General features: G+C 63.9%; 23 protein-coding genes. 8 read left to right on the plus strand and 15 right to left on the minus strand.

What is annotated here, in order from left to right; translation table 11 throughout:
* Positions 1-110 precede the first annotated feature (110 nt).
* From grxD to ABID26_RS25465, 5 genes are all read right to left on the minus strand, one after another.
* Entirely contained in the window at positions 111-446 is a 336-nt protein-coding gene (gene grxD / locus ABID26_RS25445) for a Grx4 family monothiol glutaredoxin (protein WP_059185116.1), read from the minus strand.
* 255 nt (positions 447-701) lie between these two features.
* Positions 702-935 (minus strand): BolA/IbaG family iron-sulfur metabolism protein, encoded by a 234-nt coding sequence (locus ABID26_RS25450; protein WP_059185115.1) that lies wholly within the window; start codon positions 933-935, stop codon positions 702-704.
* A 112-nt stretch (positions 936-1,047) separates the two neighbouring features.
* On the minus strand, positions 1,048-1,572 hold the full coding sequence (locus ABID26_RS25455) for a hypothetical protein (RefSeq protein WP_292373613.1): 525 nt from the start codon (positions 1,570-1,572) through the stop codon (positions 1,048-1,050).
* On the minus strand, positions 1,569-3,800 hold the full coding sequence (gene purL / locus ABID26_RS25460) for a phosphoribosylformylglycinamidine synthase subunit PurL (RefSeq protein WP_126099986.1): 2,232 nt from the start codon (positions 3,798-3,800) through the stop codon (positions 1,569-1,571). The genes ABID26_RS25455 and purL overlap by 4 nt, the downstream gene beginning before the upstream one ends.
* 144 nt (positions 3,801-3,944) lie before the next feature.
* Positions 3,945-5,354 carry an aminotransferase-like domain-containing protein gene (locus tag ABID26_RS25465; protein WP_292345127.1) on the minus strand — a complete coding sequence of 470 codons (1,410 nt, stop codon included), beginning with the start codon at positions 5,352-5,354 and terminating at the stop codon, positions 3,945-3,947.
* A 94-nt stretch (positions 5,355-5,448) separates the two neighbouring features.
* Between ABID26_RS25465 and ABID26_RS25470 the strand changes: the two genes are divergently transcribed.
* Positions 5,449-5,691 carry a DUF1127 domain-containing protein gene (locus ABID26_RS25470; protein ID WP_292345136.1) on the plus strand — a complete coding sequence of 81 codons (243 nt, stop codon included), beginning with the start codon at positions 5,449-5,451 and terminating at the stop codon, positions 5,689-5,691.
* A 22-nt stretch (positions 5,692-5,713) separates the two neighbouring features.
* Here the strand turns inward: ABID26_RS25470 and ABID26_RS25475 are convergent, their stop codons facing one another.
* The 5 genes from ABID26_RS25475 to purC all read right to left on the minus strand — a co-directional run bounded on the left by ABID26_RS25475 (position 5,714) and on the right by purC (position 8,587).
* Entirely contained in the window at positions 5,714-6,343 is a 630-nt protein-coding gene (locus tag ABID26_RS25475) for a Pr6Pr family membrane protein (protein WP_292345126.1), read from the minus strand.
* Between the two features lie 7 nt (positions 6,344-6,350).
* Positions 6,351-6,761, minus strand: a complete 411-nt coding sequence (locus tag ABID26_RS25480; protein WP_292345125.1) for a hypothetical protein — start codon at positions 6,759-6,761, stop codon at positions 6,351-6,353.
* Positions 6,762-6,817: 56 nt separating this feature from the next.
* A complete protein-coding gene (gene purQ / locus ABID26_RS25485; protein ID WP_292345124.1) occupies positions 6,818-7,486 on the minus strand; it encodes a phosphoribosylformylglycinamidine synthase subunit PurQ in 669 nt (222 codons plus the stop codon).
* Between the two features lie 2 nt (positions 7,487-7,488).
* Positions 7,489-7,728, minus strand: a complete 240-nt coding sequence (gene purS / locus ABID26_RS25490) for a phosphoribosylformylglycinamidine synthase subunit PurS (protein ID WP_126089007.1) — start codon at positions 7,726-7,728, stop codon at positions 7,489-7,491.
* Positions 7,729-7,792: 64 nt separating this feature from the next.
* Positions 7,793-8,587, minus strand: a complete 795-nt coding sequence (gene purC, locus ABID26_RS25495; protein ID WP_124997632.1) for a phosphoribosylaminoimidazolesuccinocarboxamide synthase — start codon at positions 8,585-8,587, stop codon at positions 7,793-7,795.
* A 276-nt stretch (positions 8,588-8,863) separates the two neighbouring features.
* Here purC and ABID26_RS25500 point away from each other — a divergent pair, with 276 nt between their 5' ends.
* On the plus strand, positions 8,864-9,184 hold the full coding sequence (locus ABID26_RS25500; RefSeq protein ID WP_126099991.1) for a DUF1476 domain-containing protein: 321 nt from the start codon (positions 8,864-8,866) through the stop codon (positions 9,182-9,184).
* 255 nt (positions 9,185-9,439) lie between these two features.
* A complete protein-coding gene (locus ABID26_RS25505) occupies positions 9,440-10,213 on the plus strand; it encodes an HpcH/HpaI aldolase family protein (protein ID WP_126099992.1) in 774 nt (257 codons plus the stop codon).
* A 25-nt stretch (positions 10,214-10,238) separates the two neighbouring features.
* Here the strand turns inward: ABID26_RS25505 and ABID26_RS25510 are convergent, their stop codons facing one another.
* A complete protein-coding gene (locus ABID26_RS25510; protein WP_126099993.1) occupies positions 10,239-10,796 on the minus strand; it encodes an RBBP9/YdeN family alpha/beta hydrolase in 558 nt (185 codons plus the stop codon).
* Between the two features lie 198 nt (positions 10,797-10,994).
* Between ABID26_RS25510 and ABID26_RS25515 the strand changes: the two genes are divergently transcribed.
* Entirely contained in the window at positions 10,995-11,807 is an 813-nt protein-coding gene (locus ABID26_RS25515; protein ID WP_292299042.1) for a VOC family protein, read from the plus strand.
* Between the two features lie 59 nt (positions 11,808-11,866).
* On the opposite strand, the gene purB is transcribed toward ABID26_RS25515, so the two are convergent.
* Positions 11,867-13,174: an adenylosuccinate lyase gene (gene purB / locus ABID26_RS25520; protein WP_292299044.1), complete on the minus strand. Its 1,308-nt coding sequence runs from the start codon at positions 13,172-13,174 to the stop codon at positions 11,867-11,869.
* Between the two features lie 61 nt (positions 13,175-13,235).
* Entirely contained in the window at positions 13,236-13,775 is a 540-nt protein-coding gene (locus ABID26_RS25525) for a hypothetical protein (protein ID WP_292299046.1), read from the minus strand.
* Positions 13,776-13,950: 175 nt separating this feature from the next.
* Here ABID26_RS25525 and ABID26_RS25530 point away from each other — a divergent pair, with 175 nt between their 5' ends.
* Positions 13,951-14,208 (plus strand): DUF2171 domain-containing protein, encoded by a 258-nt coding sequence (locus ABID26_RS25530; protein WP_292299048.1) that lies wholly within the window; start codon positions 13,951-13,953, stop codon positions 14,206-14,208.
* A gap of 14 nt (positions 14,209-14,222) precedes the next feature.
* On the opposite strand, the gene ABID26_RS25535 is transcribed toward ABID26_RS25530, so the two are convergent.
* The gene (locus tag ABID26_RS25535; protein WP_292345123.1) at positions 14,223-15,239 is read right to left on the minus strand and encodes a P1 family peptidase; all 1,017 of its coding nucleotides are present in this window, start codon (positions 15,237-15,239) and stop codon (positions 14,223-14,225) included.
* Positions 15,239-16,309, minus strand: coding sequence for a branched-chain amino acid ABC transporter substrate-binding protein (locus tag ABID26_RS25540; protein ID WP_292301805.1), 1,071 nt, complete (start codon positions 16,307-16,309; stop codon positions 15,239-15,241). The genes ABID26_RS25535 and ABID26_RS25540 overlap by 1 nt, the downstream gene beginning before the upstream one ends.
* Positions 16,310-16,503: 194 nt before the next feature.
* Here ABID26_RS25540 and ABID26_RS25545 point away from each other — a divergent pair, with 194 nt between their 5' ends.
* The 3 genes from ABID26_RS25545 to ABID26_RS25555 are packed head-to-tail and all read left to right on the plus strand — an operon-like array spanning position 16,504 to position 19,207.
* Positions 16,504-16,998, plus strand: a complete 495-nt coding sequence (locus ABID26_RS25545; RefSeq protein ID WP_126099998.1) for a flavin reductase — start codon at positions 16,504-16,506, stop codon at positions 16,996-16,998.
* A 29-nt stretch (positions 16,999-17,027) separates the two neighbouring features.
* Positions 17,028-17,951: an AAA family ATPase gene (locus tag ABID26_RS25550; protein ID WP_126100571.1), complete on the plus strand. Its 924-nt coding sequence runs from the start codon at positions 17,028-17,030 to the stop codon at positions 17,949-17,951.
* A 5-nt stretch (positions 17,952-17,956) separates the two neighbouring features.
* The gene (locus tag ABID26_RS25555) at positions 17,957-19,207 is read left to right on the plus strand and encodes a vWA domain-containing protein (protein ID WP_126100570.1); all 1,251 of its coding nucleotides are present in this window, start codon (positions 17,957-17,959) and stop codon (positions 19,205-19,207) included.
* Positions 19,208-19,249: the final 42 nt, after the last annotated feature.

A 19,249-nucleotide genomic window follows, 5' to 3' on the forward strand; every position in this document is an offset into this window, starting at 1 on the left:
GACCGGCGCATTTGTTCGTCTCGTTCCCCGAAGTCGGGAACTACATTGCCGAGGTGGGGGCGGCCCCGGGTGCCTTGCATCTGCCGGCTAAATTGCCGGCCCGCGCGAACTTAGGCGGCGCCTTTGACGCTGACGCCTTTTTCGACGAGGAAATCCTGCAACTCGCCGGCCTGGAACATCTCGCGCACGATGTCGCAACCGCCGACGAACTCGCCCTTGACGTAGAGCTGCGGAATGGTCGGCCAGTTGGAGTAGTCCTTGATGCCCTGGCGCAGCTCTGCCGAGTCGAGCACGTTCACGCCTTTGTAGTCGGCCCCGATATAATCGAGGATCTGCACAACCTGGCCGGAAAACCCGCATTGCGGGAAGCCTGGCGTGCCTTTCATGAAGAGCACGACGTCGTTGCTCTTCACTTCGTTGTCGATGTAGTCGTTGATGCCGGTCATGGACGATCCTTTCACGCCTGTGGGAGTCAGGCTCGAAACATGTCCATCAAATAAACCCATAGGTTGGCTGAAACAAGACGTTAGCCACGACGCCAACGGAATGGCGCAAGGGATGGTGCGTTTTGGGCTAAAGCGCGTCGCGATCTTTCAGATTCGCTCCGTGCGCTTTAGGTTTTTGATTTTACGCATGTCTTTGTCCCGAAACCGGTTCCCACTTTCGGGAGACATGCTTTTAAGCCTGGTTGGTGGCCGGGCTCAGTCGGGAACGCTGGTCTGCAACGCCAGCGCGTGCAGCACGCCGCCCATATTGCCCTTCAGCGCGTCATAGACCATCTGGTGCTGCTGCACCCGGCTTTTGCCGCGGAAGCTTTCGGCCACTACTTCGGCCGCGTAATGGTCGCCGTCGCCTGCCAGATCGCGAATCGTCACCTTTGCGTCCGGAATGCCTTCCTTGATCAACCGTTCGATGTCGCGCGCGTCCATTGCCATGACAAAAATCCTGTTTTCGAGCGGGGAGCGGTGCAGCCCGTACGATGAGAGTCGGCGCTAAGCGTAGAGCCTTTCCGGCCCGGATTGAAGCGGTTCCGTCCACGCCGACGGCTCACGACATGTTCTGATCCAGATGAGCCGCGTCGGAGGCGGGCACGTCCTCACGCATCGAGTAGGCGCGACCGAGGCTGAAGGTCAGCACATAGAGCGGGACATTGATCGCGATACCGACCATGGGCAAGTAACTGGTCCACTGCCACATCGGGGAGAAGAACGACTGGCCGTACCCATCGCACATAAGCGAGGAACCATAGGCCCACAGCGCTCCGAGGACGACGGTCACAGCAAAGAGCTTGACGCAGGTGACGATCTGCCTTGCCCGAGCCGGTTCCGGCAAAAGCTGCTCCCAGAGGACCAGGCACAAAACCGGAATCGTGTAGACGAGGCTCTGGACGGCCAGCATCGGAATTGTGCCGTTGGCCGCGGCAAGAAATTCGACCCGCGTTTCGAGCCGCGGACAAACCTCGCTCGAGGTCGTCGACAGCAGCAGAAAGACGAACGGCCCGAGAAACCAGAAAAAGAACAGCGACGGCCAGAAGACGGCTGCAAGCAGCGCCCGGACCGCCAATCTGGTCAAACGGCCTGATCCATGAAGCGCGGGAACCAGCCCTCATGGGCGGCGGTCAATTCGCTGACCGGGATCGTGCGCGCTTCGCCGAGTTTCAATTCGCGACCGCCGGTCGTACCGATCCAAGGCGCGAAGATGCCGAGCATGCCCTGCTCCTCGCGGATCCTGTCCCATTCGCCGCTTTGCGGGTCGATCGAGAGCGTCAGCAGGTAGCGGCCCTGGTCCTCGCCGAACCAGACCGGGATCGGGTCGGTGCCGGTAAGCCCTGGAATGGTGGCGCCGATGCCTGACGCCATCGCCATTTCGGCGAGCGCCACGGCAAGGCCGCCATCGGATACGTCGTGCGCGGCCGTTACGATACCGGAGGCGATCAACGCGCGGACATGGTCGCCGACGCGCTTCTCATGTTCGAGATCGACCGGCGGCGGCGGGCCGTCGGTCCGGCCGTGGATGTCGCGCATATAGACGGACTGGCCGAGATGGCTGCCCCAGCTTGCCGGCGCGCCGACCAGCACGATCATCTGGCCCTCGGCGGCGAAGCCGATGCGGGCCATCTTCGACCAGTCGGCAATCAATCCGACGCCGCCGATGGTCGGCGTCGGCAGGATGCCGCGGCCGTTGGTCTCGTTGTAGAGCGAGACATTGCCGGAGACGATCGGGAAGTCGAGCGCGCGGCAGGCATCGCCGATGCCCTTCACCGCGCCGACAAACTGGCCCATGATCTCCGGCCGCTCCGGATTGCCGAAATTGAGGTTGTCGGTGGCGGCGAGCGGCAGCGCGCCAGTGGCGGTGAGATTGCGCCAGCACTCGGCGACGGCCTGCTTGCCGCCCTCGTAAGGATCGGCTTCGCAATAGCGCGGCGTCACATCGGAGGAGAAGGCCAGCGCCTTGGTCGGATGGCCGTCGACGCGCACCACGCCGGCGTCGCCGCCCGGAAGCTGCAGCGAATTGCCCTGGATCAGCGTGTCGTATTGCTCCCACACCCAGCGGCGCGAGGAGAGATCCGGCCCGCCAAGCAATTTCAGCAGCGCGTCCGCGACATCGGCTTTCGGCGCATCGCTGGCCGCGAGCGGCGCAGGCTTCTTCGCTTCAACCCACGGGCGGTCATATTCCGGCGCCTGGTCGCCCAGTTCCTTGATCGGCAGGTTCGCGACCTCGTCGCCCTGGTGCAGGACGCGGAAGCGCAGGTCGTCGGTCGTCTTGCCGACGATGGCGAAGTCGAGGCCCCATTTGCGGAAGATCGCCTCGGCCCCTTCCTCTTTTTCGGGGCGCAGCACCATCAGCATGCGCTCCTGGCTTTCCGACAGCATCATCTCATAGGCGCTCATGCGCTCCTCGCGCACCGGCACCTTGTCGAGATCGAGCTCGATGCCGAGATCGCCCTTGGCGCCCATCTCGACGGCCGAACAGGTGAGACCGGCGGCACCCATGTCCTGGATGGCGATGACGGCGCCCGACGCCATCAGCTCGAGGCAGGCTTCCAGCAGGCATTTTTCGGTAAAGGGGTCGCCGACCTGGACGGTCGGCCGCTTCTCCTCGATCTTGTCGTCGAACTCGGCCGAAGCCATGGTGGCGCCGCCGACGCCGTCGCGCCCGGTCTTGGCGCCGAGATAGACGACCGGCAGGCCGACGCCCTTGGCCTGCGACAGGAAGATGGCGTTGGTCTTGGCGAGGCCGGCCGCGAAGGCGTTGACCAGGATATTGCCGTTGTAACGCGCGTCGAAATTCACCTCGCCGCCCACCGTCGGCACGCCGAAGGAGTTGCCATAGCCGCCGACGCCGGAGACGACGCCGGCGACCAGATGCCGGGTTTTCGGATGGTCCGGCGCGCCGAAGCGCAGCGCGTTCATCGCTGCAACCGGCCGCGCGCCCATGGTGAAGACGTCGCGCAGGATGCCGCCGACGCCGGTCGCCGCGCCCTGATAGGGTTCGATATAGGAGGGATGGTTATGGCTCTCCATCTTGAAGACGACGCAGTCGCCGTCGCCGATGTCGACCACGCCGGCATTCTCGCCCGGCCCTTGGATAACCTGCGGGCCGCTGGTCGGCAGCGTGCGCAGCCATTTCTTGGACGACTTGTAGGAGCAGTGCTCGTTCCACATCGCCGAGAAGATGCCGAGCTCCGTGAAGCTCGGCTCGCGGCCGACCAGATCGAGGATGCGCTGGTATTCGTCGGGCTTCAGCCCATGCGCGGCGACGAGCTCGGGAGTGATCGGCACGGAATTGGAAATGGTCATGGGCGGCGATCGGTATCCGTGGGAGAGGGGATTTTTCGAGTCTCCTCTTATCGCAAGCTTTCGCGCGATACACCCCACCGGATAACGAAAAAACGCCAGAAAACCACCGCGTCGGCGCATGCTCGACCGACAGCGCTGGGCGGGTCAGGAAAAACTGTCGTAGCCGGCGCGGCCTTCGTCGAGCAAGCGGCGGATGACCGCGACGCCGCGGGCGACATCCTCGCTCTGCCGCGGCTGCGATACGCCAAAGCGGACGCTGTGAAAGACCTGCTCGGAACGGCCGGCCTTGAATTCATCCTCGTCGTCGATGAGCACACCCTGCGCCAGGCAGGCATTCTTGAAGGTGCCCGACAGCCACGGGTCCGGCAAAGTCAGCCAGACGAAGGGCACATTGTCCCTTGTCTTGAAGTCGAACCCCGCCAGCGTCTCGCGCACAACCTGGAGACGGGCCTGGATCTCGGCAATGCAGCGTTGGCGGATATCGCCGGCCTGGCCGGACATCACCAGCCTGGTTCCAACCTCCGCCAGCAGGAAGGGCAGGCCGCCGGTCATCATCTTGTGGGCGACGCGGATGCGGTGGCGGTAGGCGGGCGGACAGGAAAGCCAGCCGCCGCGCACGCCGGCCGCGACCGATTTCGACAGGCCGCCGGCGACGATCGTGCGCTCGGGGGCATATTCGGCAAGCAGCGGCGTCGGATCGTCGGTCAATTCGCCATAGAGGTCGTCCTCGATCAAGACGACATTGTACTCGCGCGCAATACGCGCGATCGCCTGGCGCCGCTCCGCCGACAGCGTCACCAGCGTCGGGTTCTTCGCCGTCGGCATCACGAACATCATCTTGGGGTGTTTCTGCGCGCAGACGCGCTCGAAATCGTCAGGGTCGATGCCTTCATCATCCGCCGACACCAGCGCGGTGCGGCGCCCGATCAGCCCGGCGCTGCGCGAGATCTGCGAATAGGTGAGGTGCTCGAAGACGACATAGTCGCCGGGCGTGGTGAGCGCGGCGATCGCCGCCATCACGGCGGCATGGGTGCCGAGTGTCGGAACAATCGAATCGGGCGAGGGGCGGAAGGCGTTGCGCGACAGCCATCGGCTGCCGGCCTCGTACCAGCGTTCGGGAAAATCCCTGGTGTAGCTCGCTATGTCGTGCGGATGTTCCTGCGCGGTGCGCGCCAGCAAGTCCGCGATGACGGCGCCCTGGCCGACATCGGGTGCCGCGGTACTGTCGAAGCGCAGCTTGCCCGTCGGGGCATCGATGGCGCGCGTGCCTTGGACGGCGGGCTCGATATCCGCTTTCGGGATCTCCGTGCGTTGTGCGAGCACATAGGTGCCGCGCCCGACCTCGCCGCTCACCAGCCCGCGTTCTCGCAGCAACTGATAGGCCCGGCCGATGGTGCCGACAGTGGTGCCGATGTCATAGGCGAGGTCGCGCTGCGGCGGCAGTTTTGCACCGGCATCGATAATGCCCTTGTCGATATCTGACTCAATGCTGTCAGCAAGACGCTGATACAGGGGGCCGGAGCCAGCGGAAAGATCGGGGAGCCAATTTGTCATGGTGACAATTTTCTATATTGCACCGCGCGATGAGTCAATCGATATGACATCACGGGTGGGAAGGGTACAATTCATCAGTTTGGCAGAACGAGATATGAATACAATTGATGCATTCCATCGCGACGGCGCTGAATTGTATGGCCATTCGTCGGTTCGGCGCGGCTTCGTCGGCCGGCTGACGCTTGTGCTTCGTTCCGTCGCCAGGCAGATCGGGCGGATGCTGGAGCGCCGTCGCGGGCGCCTTGCGCTGCTTGAGATGACCGACGAGCAGCTCAAGGATATCGGTGTCTCACGCTGCGACGCCCATCGCGAAGGCATCAGGCCGTTCTGGGACTAATCGCTTCCGGAGCGGCTGCGGATCACTTCCGCAGGCGGGCGACGCCGTGATCGGCAAGCACGGCGAGCACGCACAGGCCGAGAAACAGCGCGGTCGTGGCCAGCGCCGAAATGGCGACGCCGGCCGCGCCGTTCTTCGCCACATCGAGGAACGGGTAGGGCACTTCGCCGGCGAAGGGTGCGCGTATCAACACATAGACGAGATAGGCGAGCGGATAGATCATCCACCAGGAAATGTCGCGCCAGCGCGTTTTCCCGTCGGCGCCTGCGATCAGCCACCACAGCACGAAGATCAGCGGCGCCACATAGTGGAGCAGGATATCGCACAGCAGGAACAGGCCTTCCGGCGCCCAAAGGCGTGCCAGCACGGTCGAATAGACGATGAAGACCAGAGTTATGGCGACCGCGACGCCGGCCCGCATGCGCCGCCGGGCGAAGGCCGGGAACCAGGCATAACAGGTTGGTGACAGCAGCGAAGCATGCACCAGCACCGCGGCGACGTTGGTCAGGATGGTGAAAAAGCTGAAATAGAAGACGATCGAGCCGAGCAGGCTGCGACCTGCCGCCATGGACGCGGGGACGGTGATCGCGAATTGCAGGACGAGCCCGATAAGCCCGATGACCAGTCCCGCCATCTGCAGGAACCGGCTCATGGCAGGCTCACGCGGCGGCGGCGCAGGAGGGGTTGCCGGCCTGCCAGCGGGCGATGTCGGAGCCGATACGAGCGCCGAGCGGTTCGGCCATCAGCGGCCCGAACACATCCACCTTGCTGGAATTGCCCTGTGCCTGCACCACCAGCAGCGGCTTGCCGCCATAATGCTTGGCCGGCACCAGCAGGAAGCGCGGCGTGCCGCTGTAGGAATTCAGCTCATTGGCCATCTGGTAGGACTTGAAGGCCGGATCCTTGCTGGCGATCCAGCATTTATGCGCAGCGATCGCGACCTGCTCCATGGCAAGCAGCGAGGCGCTCTTGCCTGACGGCGACGGCGCGGTCTTCGGCCCGGACTGGCAAGAGGCAAGCGCCAAACCGGCGGCAGCCAGGAGAGCAAGGCGGGCAATCGTCAGTCTCATGGTCAAGCCGCCCGTTGCTCTGAAATAATTGTTCTGAAGGAAACGTCCGGAAAGGATCAAGCGGCGACGCCAAGCGCGCCTTCGAACAGCGCGCGGCCGTCGCTGCCGCCATGCGCGGCCTCGATCAGGTTCTCCGGATGCGGCATCAGGCCGAGCACGTTGCCCTTTACGCTGACGATGCCGGCGATGTCGTTGATCGAGCCGTTGGGATTGGTGCCTTCGGCGTAGCGGAACACCACCTGGCCTTCGCCTTCGAGGCGCGCCAGCGTTTCAGCATCGGCGAAATAATTGCCGTCGTGGTGCGCGACCGGCGAGCGGATGATCTGGCCCGGCTGGTAGCGGCGGGTGAACATGGTGTTGGCGTTGGCGATCTCGAGCTTCACCTGTCGGCACACGAATTTCAGCGAGGCGTTGCGCATCAGGGCGCCCGGTAGCAATCCGGCCTCGACCAGGATCTGGAAGCCGTTGCAGACGCCGACAACCATGACGCCCTTGGCGGCCTTTTCGGCCACCGCCCGCATGACCGGCATACGCGCGGCGATCGCCCCGCAGCGCAGATAGTCGCCGAAGGAGAAGCCGCCGGGAATGGCGATCAGGTCGACATCGGGGATTTCGGTATCGGTCTGCCAGACGGTCGCCGGCGCCTTCCCGGAAATCTTGGTCAGCGCCGCGATCATGTCGCGGTCGCGGTTGAGGCCAGGCAGGAGGACGACGGCTGATTTCATTGTCAGGCGATCTCCACCGCGTAATTCTCAATCACTGTGTTCGCCAGAAGCTTGTCGCACATGGCCTTGAGGTCGGCTTCGGCCTTGGCCTTGTCGGTGCCGTCGAGCTCGATGTCGAACACCTTGCCCTGACGCACCTGGCCGACGCCGTCGAAGCCCAGCCCCGACAGCGCATGCTCGATCGCCTTGCCCTGCGGGTCGAGAACGCCGTTCTTGAGGGTGACGGTGATGCGGGCTTTCATCGATACTCCTGGGTGGTCGGTGGCGCTGGCGGCGGACCTGCCGTTGCCGGCAGGCCGCTTGTAATCAGTGCTTCATGCCCTTGGGCGGCTCGGAGGAGGCGACGAGCACCGGACCCGTCGGGCGCGGCGGCTCGTTCTCGTTCATGATGCCGAGACGGCGGGCGACTTCCTGGTAAGCCTCGACCAGACCGCCCATGTCGCGGCGGAAGCGGTCCTTGTCGAGCTTGTCCTGGGTAGCGACATCCCACAGCCGGCAGGAATCCGGTGAAATCTCGTCGGCAACGACGATGCGCATCATGTCGCCCTCGAACAGGCGCCCGCATTCGATCTTGAAGTCGACCAGCTGGATGCCGACGCCGAGGAACAGGCCGGAGAGGAAGTCGTTGACGCGAATGGCCAAAGCCATGATGTCGTCGATTTCCTGCGGGCTTGCCCAGCCGAAAGCGGTGATGTGCTCTTCCGACACCATCGGGTCGTCGAGAGCATCGGCCTTGTAGTAGAATTCGATGATCGAGCGCGGCAGCACCGTGCCTTCCTCGATGCCGAGGCGTTTCGCCAGCGAGCCGGCGGCAACGTTACGCACCACCACTTCGAGCGGGATGATCTCGACTTCCTTGATCAGCTGCTCGCGCATGTTGAGCCGGCGGATGAAGTGTGTCGGGATGCCCATGCGATTGAGGTGATTGAAGATGTGCTCGGAAATGCGGTTGTTGAGCACGCCCTTGCCGTCGACCACCTCATGCTTCTTCTTGTTGAAGGCGGTGGCGTCGTCCTTGAAGAATTGAATCAGCGTTCCCGGCTCAGGCCCCTCATAGAGGATCTTGGCCTTGCCTTCGTAAATGCGGCGGCGATTTTTCATCTGATTTTTTCTCTGGATTGGCGGGCAGGCGGCAAGCGACCGGTTCCTGTCCGTCTGCCTAAATTAGTTGCGGCGACGGTGGCGTTCAATGCCGGTGTCTATAGCAATCGTAATGTTTGCTCAATCGGCAAATCCAGCCGATCAACCGGTTTCGGGACTGAAATGCCGCAGCGCAGCATACGATGTAGCGTATTGACCGGCCGGCAGCCTTTTGGTTTGTGCTGGGTAAGCACACATATTCATCGCCAAGCGAATCGATTTGACCGGAGGGACGTCATGAGCAGCATGAAAGACCGCGAAGAGGGCTTCGAGCGCAAATTCGTCTTCGACGAAGAGCTTCGCTTCAAGGCCTCGGCGCGCCGCAACAGGGCGCTCGGCCTCTGGGCCGCCGAAAAGCTTGGCAAAACCGGCGCCGATGCAGAGACCTACGCCAAGGAGGTGGTCGTCTCCGACATCGAGGAAGCCGGCGATCACGACGTCTTCCGCAAGATCCGCAAGGATTTCGACGCGGCCGGCGTCAACCAGTCGGACCATCAGATCCGCCGCACCATGGACGAGCTGATGGCGCAGGCGATCGAGCAGATCAAGAACGCCTGAGTCTTTATGAGCATGATGTCGTCCGAAAACCGCTTCACACTTTTCGGCATCATGCTCTAGCTGGACCAATCGACCGCCCGGCCGAGTCGGGCGGTTTTTCTTTGCCTTGCCGCCGTTTCCGGCTGAAACTGCATTGGAGCGACATGCGTCCTTTTGGACGCACAAAATACGCTCCAACGCTTTGGTCTTCGCATCGTGCTTTCCGAAAATCGATCCGATTTTCGGGCCGATGCGTTGTTAACAAGGGAAGTTCCGATGTCGCTCAAATCCCGCCTGGCTGCCGACGAAACGCTGTTCACCGCCTGGTCCGGGGTGCCGGATGCGCTGACGGTCGAAATCATCGCCAAGCAGGGCTTTGATGCCGTCACCCTCGACATGCAGCATGGCGGCCATCACGAGGACAGCGTGCTGCGCGGCCTGGTGCCGGTGCTGGCCGCCAACAAGCCGGCCCTGGTGCGCATTCCGGTCGGCCGCTTCGACATGGCGAGCCGGGCGCTCGATTTCGGCGCCGAGGCGGTGATCGCCCCGATGGTGAACTCCGTCGCCGATGCCAGGCAGTTCGCCGCCGCCATGAAATACCCGCCGATGGGCGAGCGCTCCTGGGGCCCTACCTATGCCTTCCCGCGCCACGGCAAGGGCGACCACGCCGAATGGCTGCGCGACTCGAACCAGCGCACCATGGCCTTTGCCATGGTCGAGACGCGGGCGGCGTTCGAGGCGCTGGACGGCATCCTCGAGACGCCCGGCATCGACGGCATCTTCGTCGGCCCATCGGACTTCTCGATCGCCTGGTCGAACGGCACCACGGTCAATTCGACGCTGGAAAGCATGATGGAGACGGTGGCCTCGATCGCCGAGCGGACGCGCAAGGCGGGCAAACATGCCGCGATCTACGTCATCGAACCGGCCGTCGCCGGGCGCGTCGTGTCGATGGGCTACCGGCTGCTCGCCATGGGCTCGGACCACACGCTGATCTCGCTCGGCGCCAAGACGCTTTTGAAGAGCATGCGGGATTCCATCGGCGCCTGAGCGCGCCATATCGTCTTGACTTTGCTCAAGGTTCCTTCAGCTCGGTCAGGAACTTGGCGAAGGTCATCGAGCCTTCCGGCCAGGGGCCGAAGCCTGAATCCGCGTTGAGATGGCCGGCCTCGCCGGCGTCGATGAACAGCGACCCCCAGGCGGCGGCAATGTCCTCAGCGACGTCGAAAGCGCAGAACGGATCGTTGCGGCTGGCGATCACGATCGACGGAAAGGGCAGGGGCTCGCGCGCATAGGGGCCGAAGGTCATCAGGTGCTTCGGCCTGATCTCAGGATTGGCGACATCGGGCGGTGCCACGAAAAAAGCGCCGGCGACTGGCCTTTCGAATTGCGGAATGGCCTGCACCGCCGCCGCCACGCCCAGCGAATGCGCGACGATCACGACGGGCCGCTCGGCCTCGTTGACGGCCTTCGCCACGCGTGCCGTCCAGTCCTCGCGCACTGGCTTCGACCATTCGGCCTGTTCCACCCGGCGCGCCGTCGATAGCTTCGACTGCCAACGGGTCTGCCAGTGCTCGGGGCCGGAATTGGTGTAGCCCGGCACGATGAGAATATCTGCGTCCTTGACTTTCATGGCGCCGATGTAGCGAGCGGCCCTGTCTCATGCAACCGTGGCGGTCGGGCGCAGCGGATCACAAATGTGAACAACGTGTTCGATTCTTTCCATCTTGTGTGAACGATCGCGATGGACAATCTGAGGCAGGAAACAGAAGTACCTAATAAAAGCTGGTGTGGCCGCTACCGGGAGGTCGCCGCCAGAACGGAGAGTTTGATGAGCGAACTGCCTTTTGCCGCGACCACGCCGGTCAGCGTCTCGCGTGTCGGTCTGAAGGCGCGCGACGCCGAAAACCTTGCCGCCTATTACCGCGCGGTCGTCGGCCTGCAAGAGCTGAGCCGCGCAGAGGGCGCGATCACGCTTGGCGCCGCCAACCGTCCGCTGCTGGTGCTGGAGCAGGATGCCTCCGCGAAGCCCGACGATCCGCGCAGCGCCGGCCTTTTCCACACCGCCTTCCTGCTGCCGTCGCGCGCCGATCTCGGCCGCTGGATCAACCACGCCGCCGCCAACCGGATCGGCATCGAGGGCGCGTCGGATCATCTGGTCAGCGAAGCGCTTTATCTCACCGACCCCGAGGGCAACGGCATCGAGATCTATTCCGACCGCCGCCCGCAGGACTGGAAATGGAATGGCGACAGAATAGCCATGGCGACCGAGCGGCTGAACCTGCCTGCGGTCGTCGCCAGCGTGCCGGCGGGTGACGCCGGCTGGCAGGGCGCTCCGGAAAACACCATCGTCGGCCACGTCCATTTGCGGGTCGGTCGTCCGGAAGAGGCGGAAGCCTGGTGGCATGACGAGTTCGGCTTCGACACCGTCGCCAAATATGGCGGCCAGGCCGTGTTCCTGTCGTCCGGCCATTACCACCACCATATCGGCGCCAACGCCTGGCACAGCGCCGGCGCCGGCCGCCGCGATCCGGCCCGTTCGGGCCTCGCCTGGGTCGAGATGCGCTCGGACAATGTGAAGGCCGAGACTGTGCGGGAAGACCCGTGGGGGACGGTGATCAGGACTGTGCCAGGCAAGGCTTGACGAAGCCGTCGGCGAAAGCGCCTTTCTCCCCGTCACTATACGGGAGAAGGAAGCTTGTCTCAGCCCTCTCCAAACACTCGCTTGAAGATCGTGTCGACATGCTTGGTGTGGTAGCCGAGGTCGAATTTCTCGCGGATCTCGGCCTCGGGAAGCGCTGCCGTGACATCCTTGTCGGCAAGAAGTTCCTCAAGGAAATCAGCGCCTTGTTCCCATACCTTCATGGCGTTGCGCTGCACCAGGCGGTAGGCGTCCTCGCGTGACACGCCGGCTTGCGTCAGTGCCAGCAGCACGCGCTGCGAATGCACAAGGCCGCGGAACTTGTTCATGTTCTTCAGCATGTTGTCAGGATAGACGAGCAGCTTGTCGACGACACCGGTCAGCCGCGACAGCGCGAAATCCAGCGTCACCGTCGCATCGGGGCCGATCATGCGCTCGACCGAGGAATGCGAGATGTCGCGCTCGTGCCAGAGCGCGACATCCTCCATGGCCGGCATGGCGTAGGAACGCACCATGCGGGCAAGGCCGGTGAGATTTTCGGTCAGCACCGGGTTGCGCTTGTGCGGCATCGCCGACGAGCCCTTTTGTCCCGGCGAGAAATACTCTTCCGCTTCCAGCACCTCGGTGCGCTGGAGATGGCGGATCTCGATGGCCAACCGCTCGACCGACGAGGCGATGACGCCGAGCGTGGCGAAGAACATGGCGTGGCGGTCGCGCGGGATGACCTGCGTCGACACCGGCTCCGGCTTCAGTCCGAGCTTCTTTGCCACATGCTCTTCGACATAGGGATCGATGTTGGCGAAGGTGCCTACGGCGCCCGAGATGGCGCAGATGGCGATGTCTTCCCTTGCATGCACCAGCCGCTCGCGGCAGCGCGAGAACTCGGCATAGGCCTGCGCCAGCTTGACGCCGAAGGTCGTCGGCTCGGCATGGATGCCGTGGCTGCGGCCGATGGTGATGCTGTCCTTGTGCTCGAAGGCGCGGCGTTTCAGGGCGCCAAGCAGCGCGTCGATGTCGGCAAGCAAGATGTCGCTGGCGCGCGTCAATTGCACTGCAAGGCAGGTGTCGAGAACGTCGGATGAGGTCATGCCCTGATGGATGAAGCGGGCATCCGGGCCGACGAATTCAGCAAGATGGGTGAGGAAAGCAATCACGTCGTGTTTGGTGACGCGCTCGATCTCGTCGATCTTGTCGACGTCGAATTTGGCGGCGGCGCCCTTTTCCCAGATGGTTTTCGCCGCTTCCTTCGGGATGACACCGAGCTCGGCCAGCGCGTCGCAGGCATGCGCCTCAATCTCGAACCAGATGCGGAAGCGGGTTTCGGGTGACCAGATGGCGACCATTTCCGGTCGAGAATAGCGAGGGATCATCTTTTCCAAGTCCTGCCTGGGAGAAGCTTTGGCCGCGTCCTAACAGAGGCGGGCCAAATGCTCAACGCCGCTGGCGCGCGAACCAGATGCTGGCCACGGCAAGGGCGAGGAAGCCGAGCGGGAAATAGAGCCGCACACCCAGGACGACGAACTGATAGAGCGCCGTCAGCACGGTGAAGACGTACTCGAATGCCCAGGTCAGCGTGAAGGCCGGCGCGTGCCACTCGGCGTAATAGGAACGGTATTGCAGCGCGAAAAGGCCGCCGGTGAAGCCAAGCGTTGCGCCGAGCAGGCATACGAAGGCGGCGGCAAGCGCGGTTTCCCAGTGACGGCCGCGCGATACCAGCCTGGCGAGCGTCAGACCGACCGGAAATGCAAGCGCGCCGCCGATGAAATACAGAAACACAACGAGGCGGACCCTGTCCGACGTCTCCCAGTTATAGAGCAGCAGGTTGCGGAACGCGCTTGCGCCCATCGCCATGCCCCAGAGCAAGGCGCCAACGCCAGCGGTGCCCGTCGAGGGTAGGGCATCGCGCAGGCGGTTTCCGAGGCGAAAAGAGCTTGGCCGCAGCGGCGTCACGGGCAGCAGGCCACGTCGCATGGCGAATGGCCGTTCAGGTTGCGTGTCGCTGGCGATGCAGTCTGTCTCATTGGCGTCATGCCTATCACGCCATGGTGAACAAGAGGTGGCGCTCGATGCATCCAATCCGGCGCTCGTTTGTTATTGTCGGCCGTCTCACGTCGACAGGGGCGCGGCCATCCAACGGAGGACCAGCATGACCACCGACATCAGCAAGATACGCGAGCACATGGAAGTGATCGGCGCCGATGGCGTTCATATCGGCACCGTCGACAAGGTCGATGGGCAGCGCATCAAGCTGACCAAGGCCGACAGCGGCATGGGCAGGCATAGAGGCCACCACCACTACATTCCGCTCAGTCTCGTCGCGGAAATCGACGAGAAAAAAGTCTGGTTGTCGGCGAATTCGGATGTCGCGGTGACGTTCGAGGAAGAGAAGTCCGACCCGACCTGATCCGCGGACGATCGTCAGCGGGACGACCAGACCGGAAACAGATCGCCCTCGGCGGGCGTGGCCGCATAGACACCGCGGCTGACGGCGCGGGCCATGGTGGCGCCGGCGGCCGCATAGAGATCGATCGCTGCGTCGGCGCTGAGCTCGATGCGGCTGCTGCCGGTCGCCAGCGCGAAGACCAGGTCGCCGTCGGCCGGCGTGTGAGTCGGCCAGATGGCGCGGGCGAAACCATCATGCGCCGCAATCGCCAGCCGCTTGGCGGCGGCCTTGGTCAGAACCGCGTCGGTGGCGATGACCGCAATCGTTGTGCTGCCGCCTTCCGCTTGTGTCCCGACATGCCGGTCGCGGTATTTCAAAAGGATTTTTCTGGCGTCTTCCGGCATCGGGTCGGGATAACCCAGGCCGCCGAATTCGTCGCCGATCTCAAAAGGCGCCGCCCAGAAGTGGCGGCTGCGCCCGACCGTCACCGAGCCGGTCGGGTTGACGGCGGCGAGCGCGCCGATGGTGACGCCGCTATCGAGCACGGTCGAAGCCGACCCCAGCCCGCCTTTCAGCCTGAAAGTCAGCGCGCCGGTGCCTGCGCCGACCGTGCCGATCGGGAAGCCGGCCGTTGCCGCCTGAACCGCCGCGTAGCCGAGCTCGCGATAGGGCGGATAACGGCCCCAGTCCTTATCGCCGCCATTGCGCAGGTCGAACAGGATCGCCGCCGGCACGATCGGGACGCGGAAGCCGCCGACCTCGACGCCGATGTTTTTCTCCCGCAACGCTGCCTGCACGCCGGAAGCGGCATCGAGCCCGAAGGCCGAACCGCCGGACAGCACGACGGCGTGGATGGCCTCGATGGAATTCTGCGGCTCGAGCAGATCGGTCTCGCGCGTGCCGGGCGCGCCGCCCAGCACCTGGACGCCGGCCACCGCCGGCTCCTCGCAGAGCACCACCGTCACGCCCGATTTCAGCCCGGCGTCGTCCGCATTGCCGACGCTGAGGCCGGCGACATCGGTGATCAGGTTACGGGGTCCGGTGCGGAACATCACTTTTCCTCCAGCGGAACGAAATGCGTCCCGTCGAAGCGGAAGGCGCGGAACGGGTTCTGGCTGAGATCGCCCTTTTCGTCGAAGCGGATGGTGCCGATCGCGGTTGCGAAATCATGCCCGGTCAGGGCCTCGACGAGCGACTTGCCGGAGCTTTCAGCATCGGCCGCTGCCGCTTTCGCCACCTCTACCGCGGCATAGGCCGGCAAGGTATAGCCGTCCGTCACGATCTTCCTTTCGCCAAAGGCCTGCACGACCTTGGGGTCTGCGATTTCCGCCCATTCCGGCAATGCGATCATCAGCGTGCCTACCGCATAGGGAACATCGCCGGCCGGCGTCCGCAACGTCTCGCCGCCGGCGAAGGTGATGCCGGCATCGAGCTGCGCGGCGTCGCGCCCCATGATGGCGATGTCGTCGCCATCGCCGCCGGCGAACACCTTGGTCGCGCCTGCCTTCTTCAAACGGCCGATCAGCCCGATCTGGTTGTCGAGCTGCGGCCGAAAGGTGTCGACGAAGACCGGCTTCAGCGCCGCCTGCTCAGCCGCCGCGCGGAAGGTCTCGGCGACCTCTCGGCCATAAATGGTGCCGTCATCGACAATGGCGAACAAGTCGTTCTGCCAAAGCCGGGTGAGGATCGTGGCCACGGCATTGCGCTCGTCGTCGCCGCGCGGCCCGAGCCGGTAGACCGGCCAGCCGGTCTTGGCGCGCCTGTCGGTCAGGCTTTCGGTGCGCACGCCAATCGTGACGACGGGAATATTGGCGTCCTTCAGGATCGGCAACGCCGCCTCGATCGCTTCGGTGCAGAGAAAGCCCACAACGACACTGACTTTGGCGTCCACGAATTGCCTGGCGGCCGCCGCGCCGCCGTCGGCGGTGCAGGCGTCGTCGACGGTATTGACCGTGATGCCTTGGGCCTCCGCCGCCAGCCCGCTTCCTGCCTCGATCTGCTTGCCGAGGATCGCCGACGGCCCGGAGAGCGGCGCGGCGACGCCGACCAACATATCGGCATTGGCGCTCGCGGCCAGCGACAGCCAGAACAGCGCGGCTAATGTCGTCGTGATATGGCGCATTCGGGCGAAGAGGTTCCCCTATGCCGGAGTTACAGTCCGGCACTATTCCAGCAAAGACCTAAAGGCTGGCTAATCCCGGCGCAACACGCGAATTTCAGGACTGCGGTCAAGCACTTCGCCCATGCTAGGCAACTTGTGGCGTGCAATATGTGGCCATATATAACGGACTTGGTTTTGACAGGTGGAATCATCGGGTGCTGAAGATCAATGACATCGGGCCACAGCACTATCGCGATGCGATGGCGCATTTTGCCGGCCATGTGCATGTGGTGACCACGGACGGCCCGGCGGGCAAACGCGGCGCAACGGTGATTGCCGCCTGTTCGGTCTCCGACACGCCGCCCACCGTGCTTGTTTGCCTCAACCGCGAAAATCCGAAGAACGAACCGTTCATCAGGAATGGCAACTTTGCGCTGAACACGCTCGCCTCGGACCAGGAGGCGATCTCCGTGGGCTTTTCCGGCATTACCGGCCTGCCGCCCGAAGAACGCTTTGCGCTCGGCGAATGGGACGTGATCTCGACAGGCGCGCCGACACTGAAAGGGGCGCTCGCCGTGTTCGATTGCCAGATCGTCGATGCCAAGGATTTGGCCACCCACCGTGTGCTTTTTGGCAAGGTGACAGGCCTGCGCATCGGCGATAATTTGCGGCCGCTGATCTACCACAATCGCGACTACCACGTTCTGTGAAACGGGTGCGCGGGATCCACGGAGACAAAATGACCGTGCCGCGGCCCGCGCCGAAGTCGATCGACGAGACGCTCGATCTCCTGACCGGCGCGGATTATGTCGCGGATCGCTCGCTGGCGACGGTGCTGTTCCTGTCGCTGCGCATGAAGCGGCCGCTGTTCCTCGAAGGCGAGGCGGGCGTTGGCAAGACCGAGATCGCCAAGGTGCTGGCCGATGCGCTCGGCCGCCGGCTGATCCGCCTTCAATGCTATGAAGGGCTCGACGTCTCCTCCGCCGTCTACGAGTGGAACTATGCCGCCCAGATGATCGAGATCCGAATGGAGGAGGCGGCCGGCAAGGTCGTGCGCTCCGACATGGAGCGCAACGTCTTTTCCGAAAAATACCTGATCCGCCGCCCGGTGCTCGATGCGCTGACCGGCAAGGCAGGGGCGGCGCCGGTGTTCCTGATCGACGAGCTCGACCGTACCGACGAGGCCTTCGAGGCGTTCCTGCTCGAGATATTGTCGGACTTCCAGGTCACCGTCCCGGAACTCGGCACGATCAAAGCGGAAGAGCCGCCGATCGTCATCATCACCACCAACCGCACGCGCGAGATCCACGACGCGTTGAAGAGGCGCTGCCTCTATCACTGGGTCGACTATCCGAACGCCGAGCGCGAGCTGGAGATCGTGCGGCGCAAGGTGCCACAGGCGAATAGGAGGCTGTCGGCCGAGGTGGTATCCTTCATCCAGAAGCTGCGCCAGGTCGAGCTGTTCAAGGCGCCGGGCGTCGCCGAAACCATCGACTGGGCCGGCGCGCTGACCGAACTCGACAAGGTGGCGCTCGATCCGGAAACCGTATCCGATACGATCGGCGTGCTGCTGAAATACCAGGACGACATTGCCCGCATCGAACAGGGCGAAGGCCGGCGTATCCTCAATGAGGTCAAGGCCGAGCTTTCCGCCGCGGAGTAGGCGCGATGCCATCGCCACGCCCGGAACCCAGAGAGGCGCTCGCGGACGGGCATATCGCCGACAACATCGTCTATTTTGCGCGGGCGCTGCGCAAGGCAGGCATGAGCGTCGGGCCGGCCTCGGTCAAGGACGCCATCGAGGCTGTGCTTGCCGCCGGCATCGGCTCGCGCGACGATTTCTATTGGACGCTGCATGCGGTGCTGGTCTCGCGGCACGAGGATCATCCGGTTTTCGACGAAGCCTTCCGCCTGTTCTGGAAGTCGCACGAATTGATCGAGAAGCTGCTGGCGATGTTTTCGCCGGTCGCGCCCGACGATCGTGAAAAGCAAAAGCCCCGCGCTGCCGAAAACCGCGTCAGCCAGGCGATGTTCGAAGGCCACCACAAGAACCAACCGGTGCGGGAAGTGCCGGAGATCGAGGTCGATGCGCGTTTCACCTTCTCTGGCAACGAGGTGCTGAGGGCCAAGGATTTTGCGCAGATGGATGCGGCCGAACTGGCCGAGGCCAAAAAGGCGATCGCGGCCTTGCGGCTACCCTTCGATCTGGTGCGCACGCGCCGCTTCAAGGCTGATGCACAGGGGCGTCGCATCGATCCGCGCGCCATGATGCGCTCGGCCGCGCGCACCGGCGGCACGCTGATCCTGCCGAAATTCCGCTCTGCCCGCGAAGTGCATCCGCCGCTGGTCGTGCTTGCCGACATTTCCGGCTCGATGAGCCAGTACACGCGCATCTTCCTGCATTTCCTGCATGCGTTGACGGAAAAGCGCCGACGCGTGCACGCTTTCGTCTTCGGCACGCGGCTGACGAACCTCACTCGCCAGATGCGCCATCGCGATCCCGACGAGGCGCTGGCCGAATGCTCGGCAGCTGTGAAGGACTGGTCGGGCGGCACCCGCATCGGCGATGCGGTCGCCGAATTCAATCGCCTGTGGTCGCGCCGCGTGCTGGGGCAGGGCGCCGTGGTACTGCTGATCACCGATGGGCTGGAGCGCGACGACGTCAGCGGCCTGTCGGAGGAGATGGAGCGGCTGCACAAATCCTGCCGGAGGCTGATCTGGCTCAACCCGCTGTTGCGCTTCGACGGGTTCGAGGCGCGCGCCCGCGGCGTCAAGGCGATGCTGCCGCATGTCGACGAGTTCCGCGCGGTGCATAATCTCGATGCTCTGGCCGATCTTTGCGCTTCGCTTGACCAGCGGCCGGCGGCTTCGGTCGACCCGCGCCGCTGGCTGCAAACTGGCGAGAGGCGCGCCGCGTAGCCATATGTTCGTGGGGGAAAACTAAAGTTTCCCCCCGAAAAA

It is taken from the genome of Mesorhizobium shonense, from assembly GCF_040545255.1.
In the GTDB taxonomy this organism is placed as follows: domain Bacteria; phylum Pseudomonadota; class Alphaproteobacteria; order Rhizobiales; family Rhizobiaceae; genus Mesorhizobium; species Mesorhizobium shonense.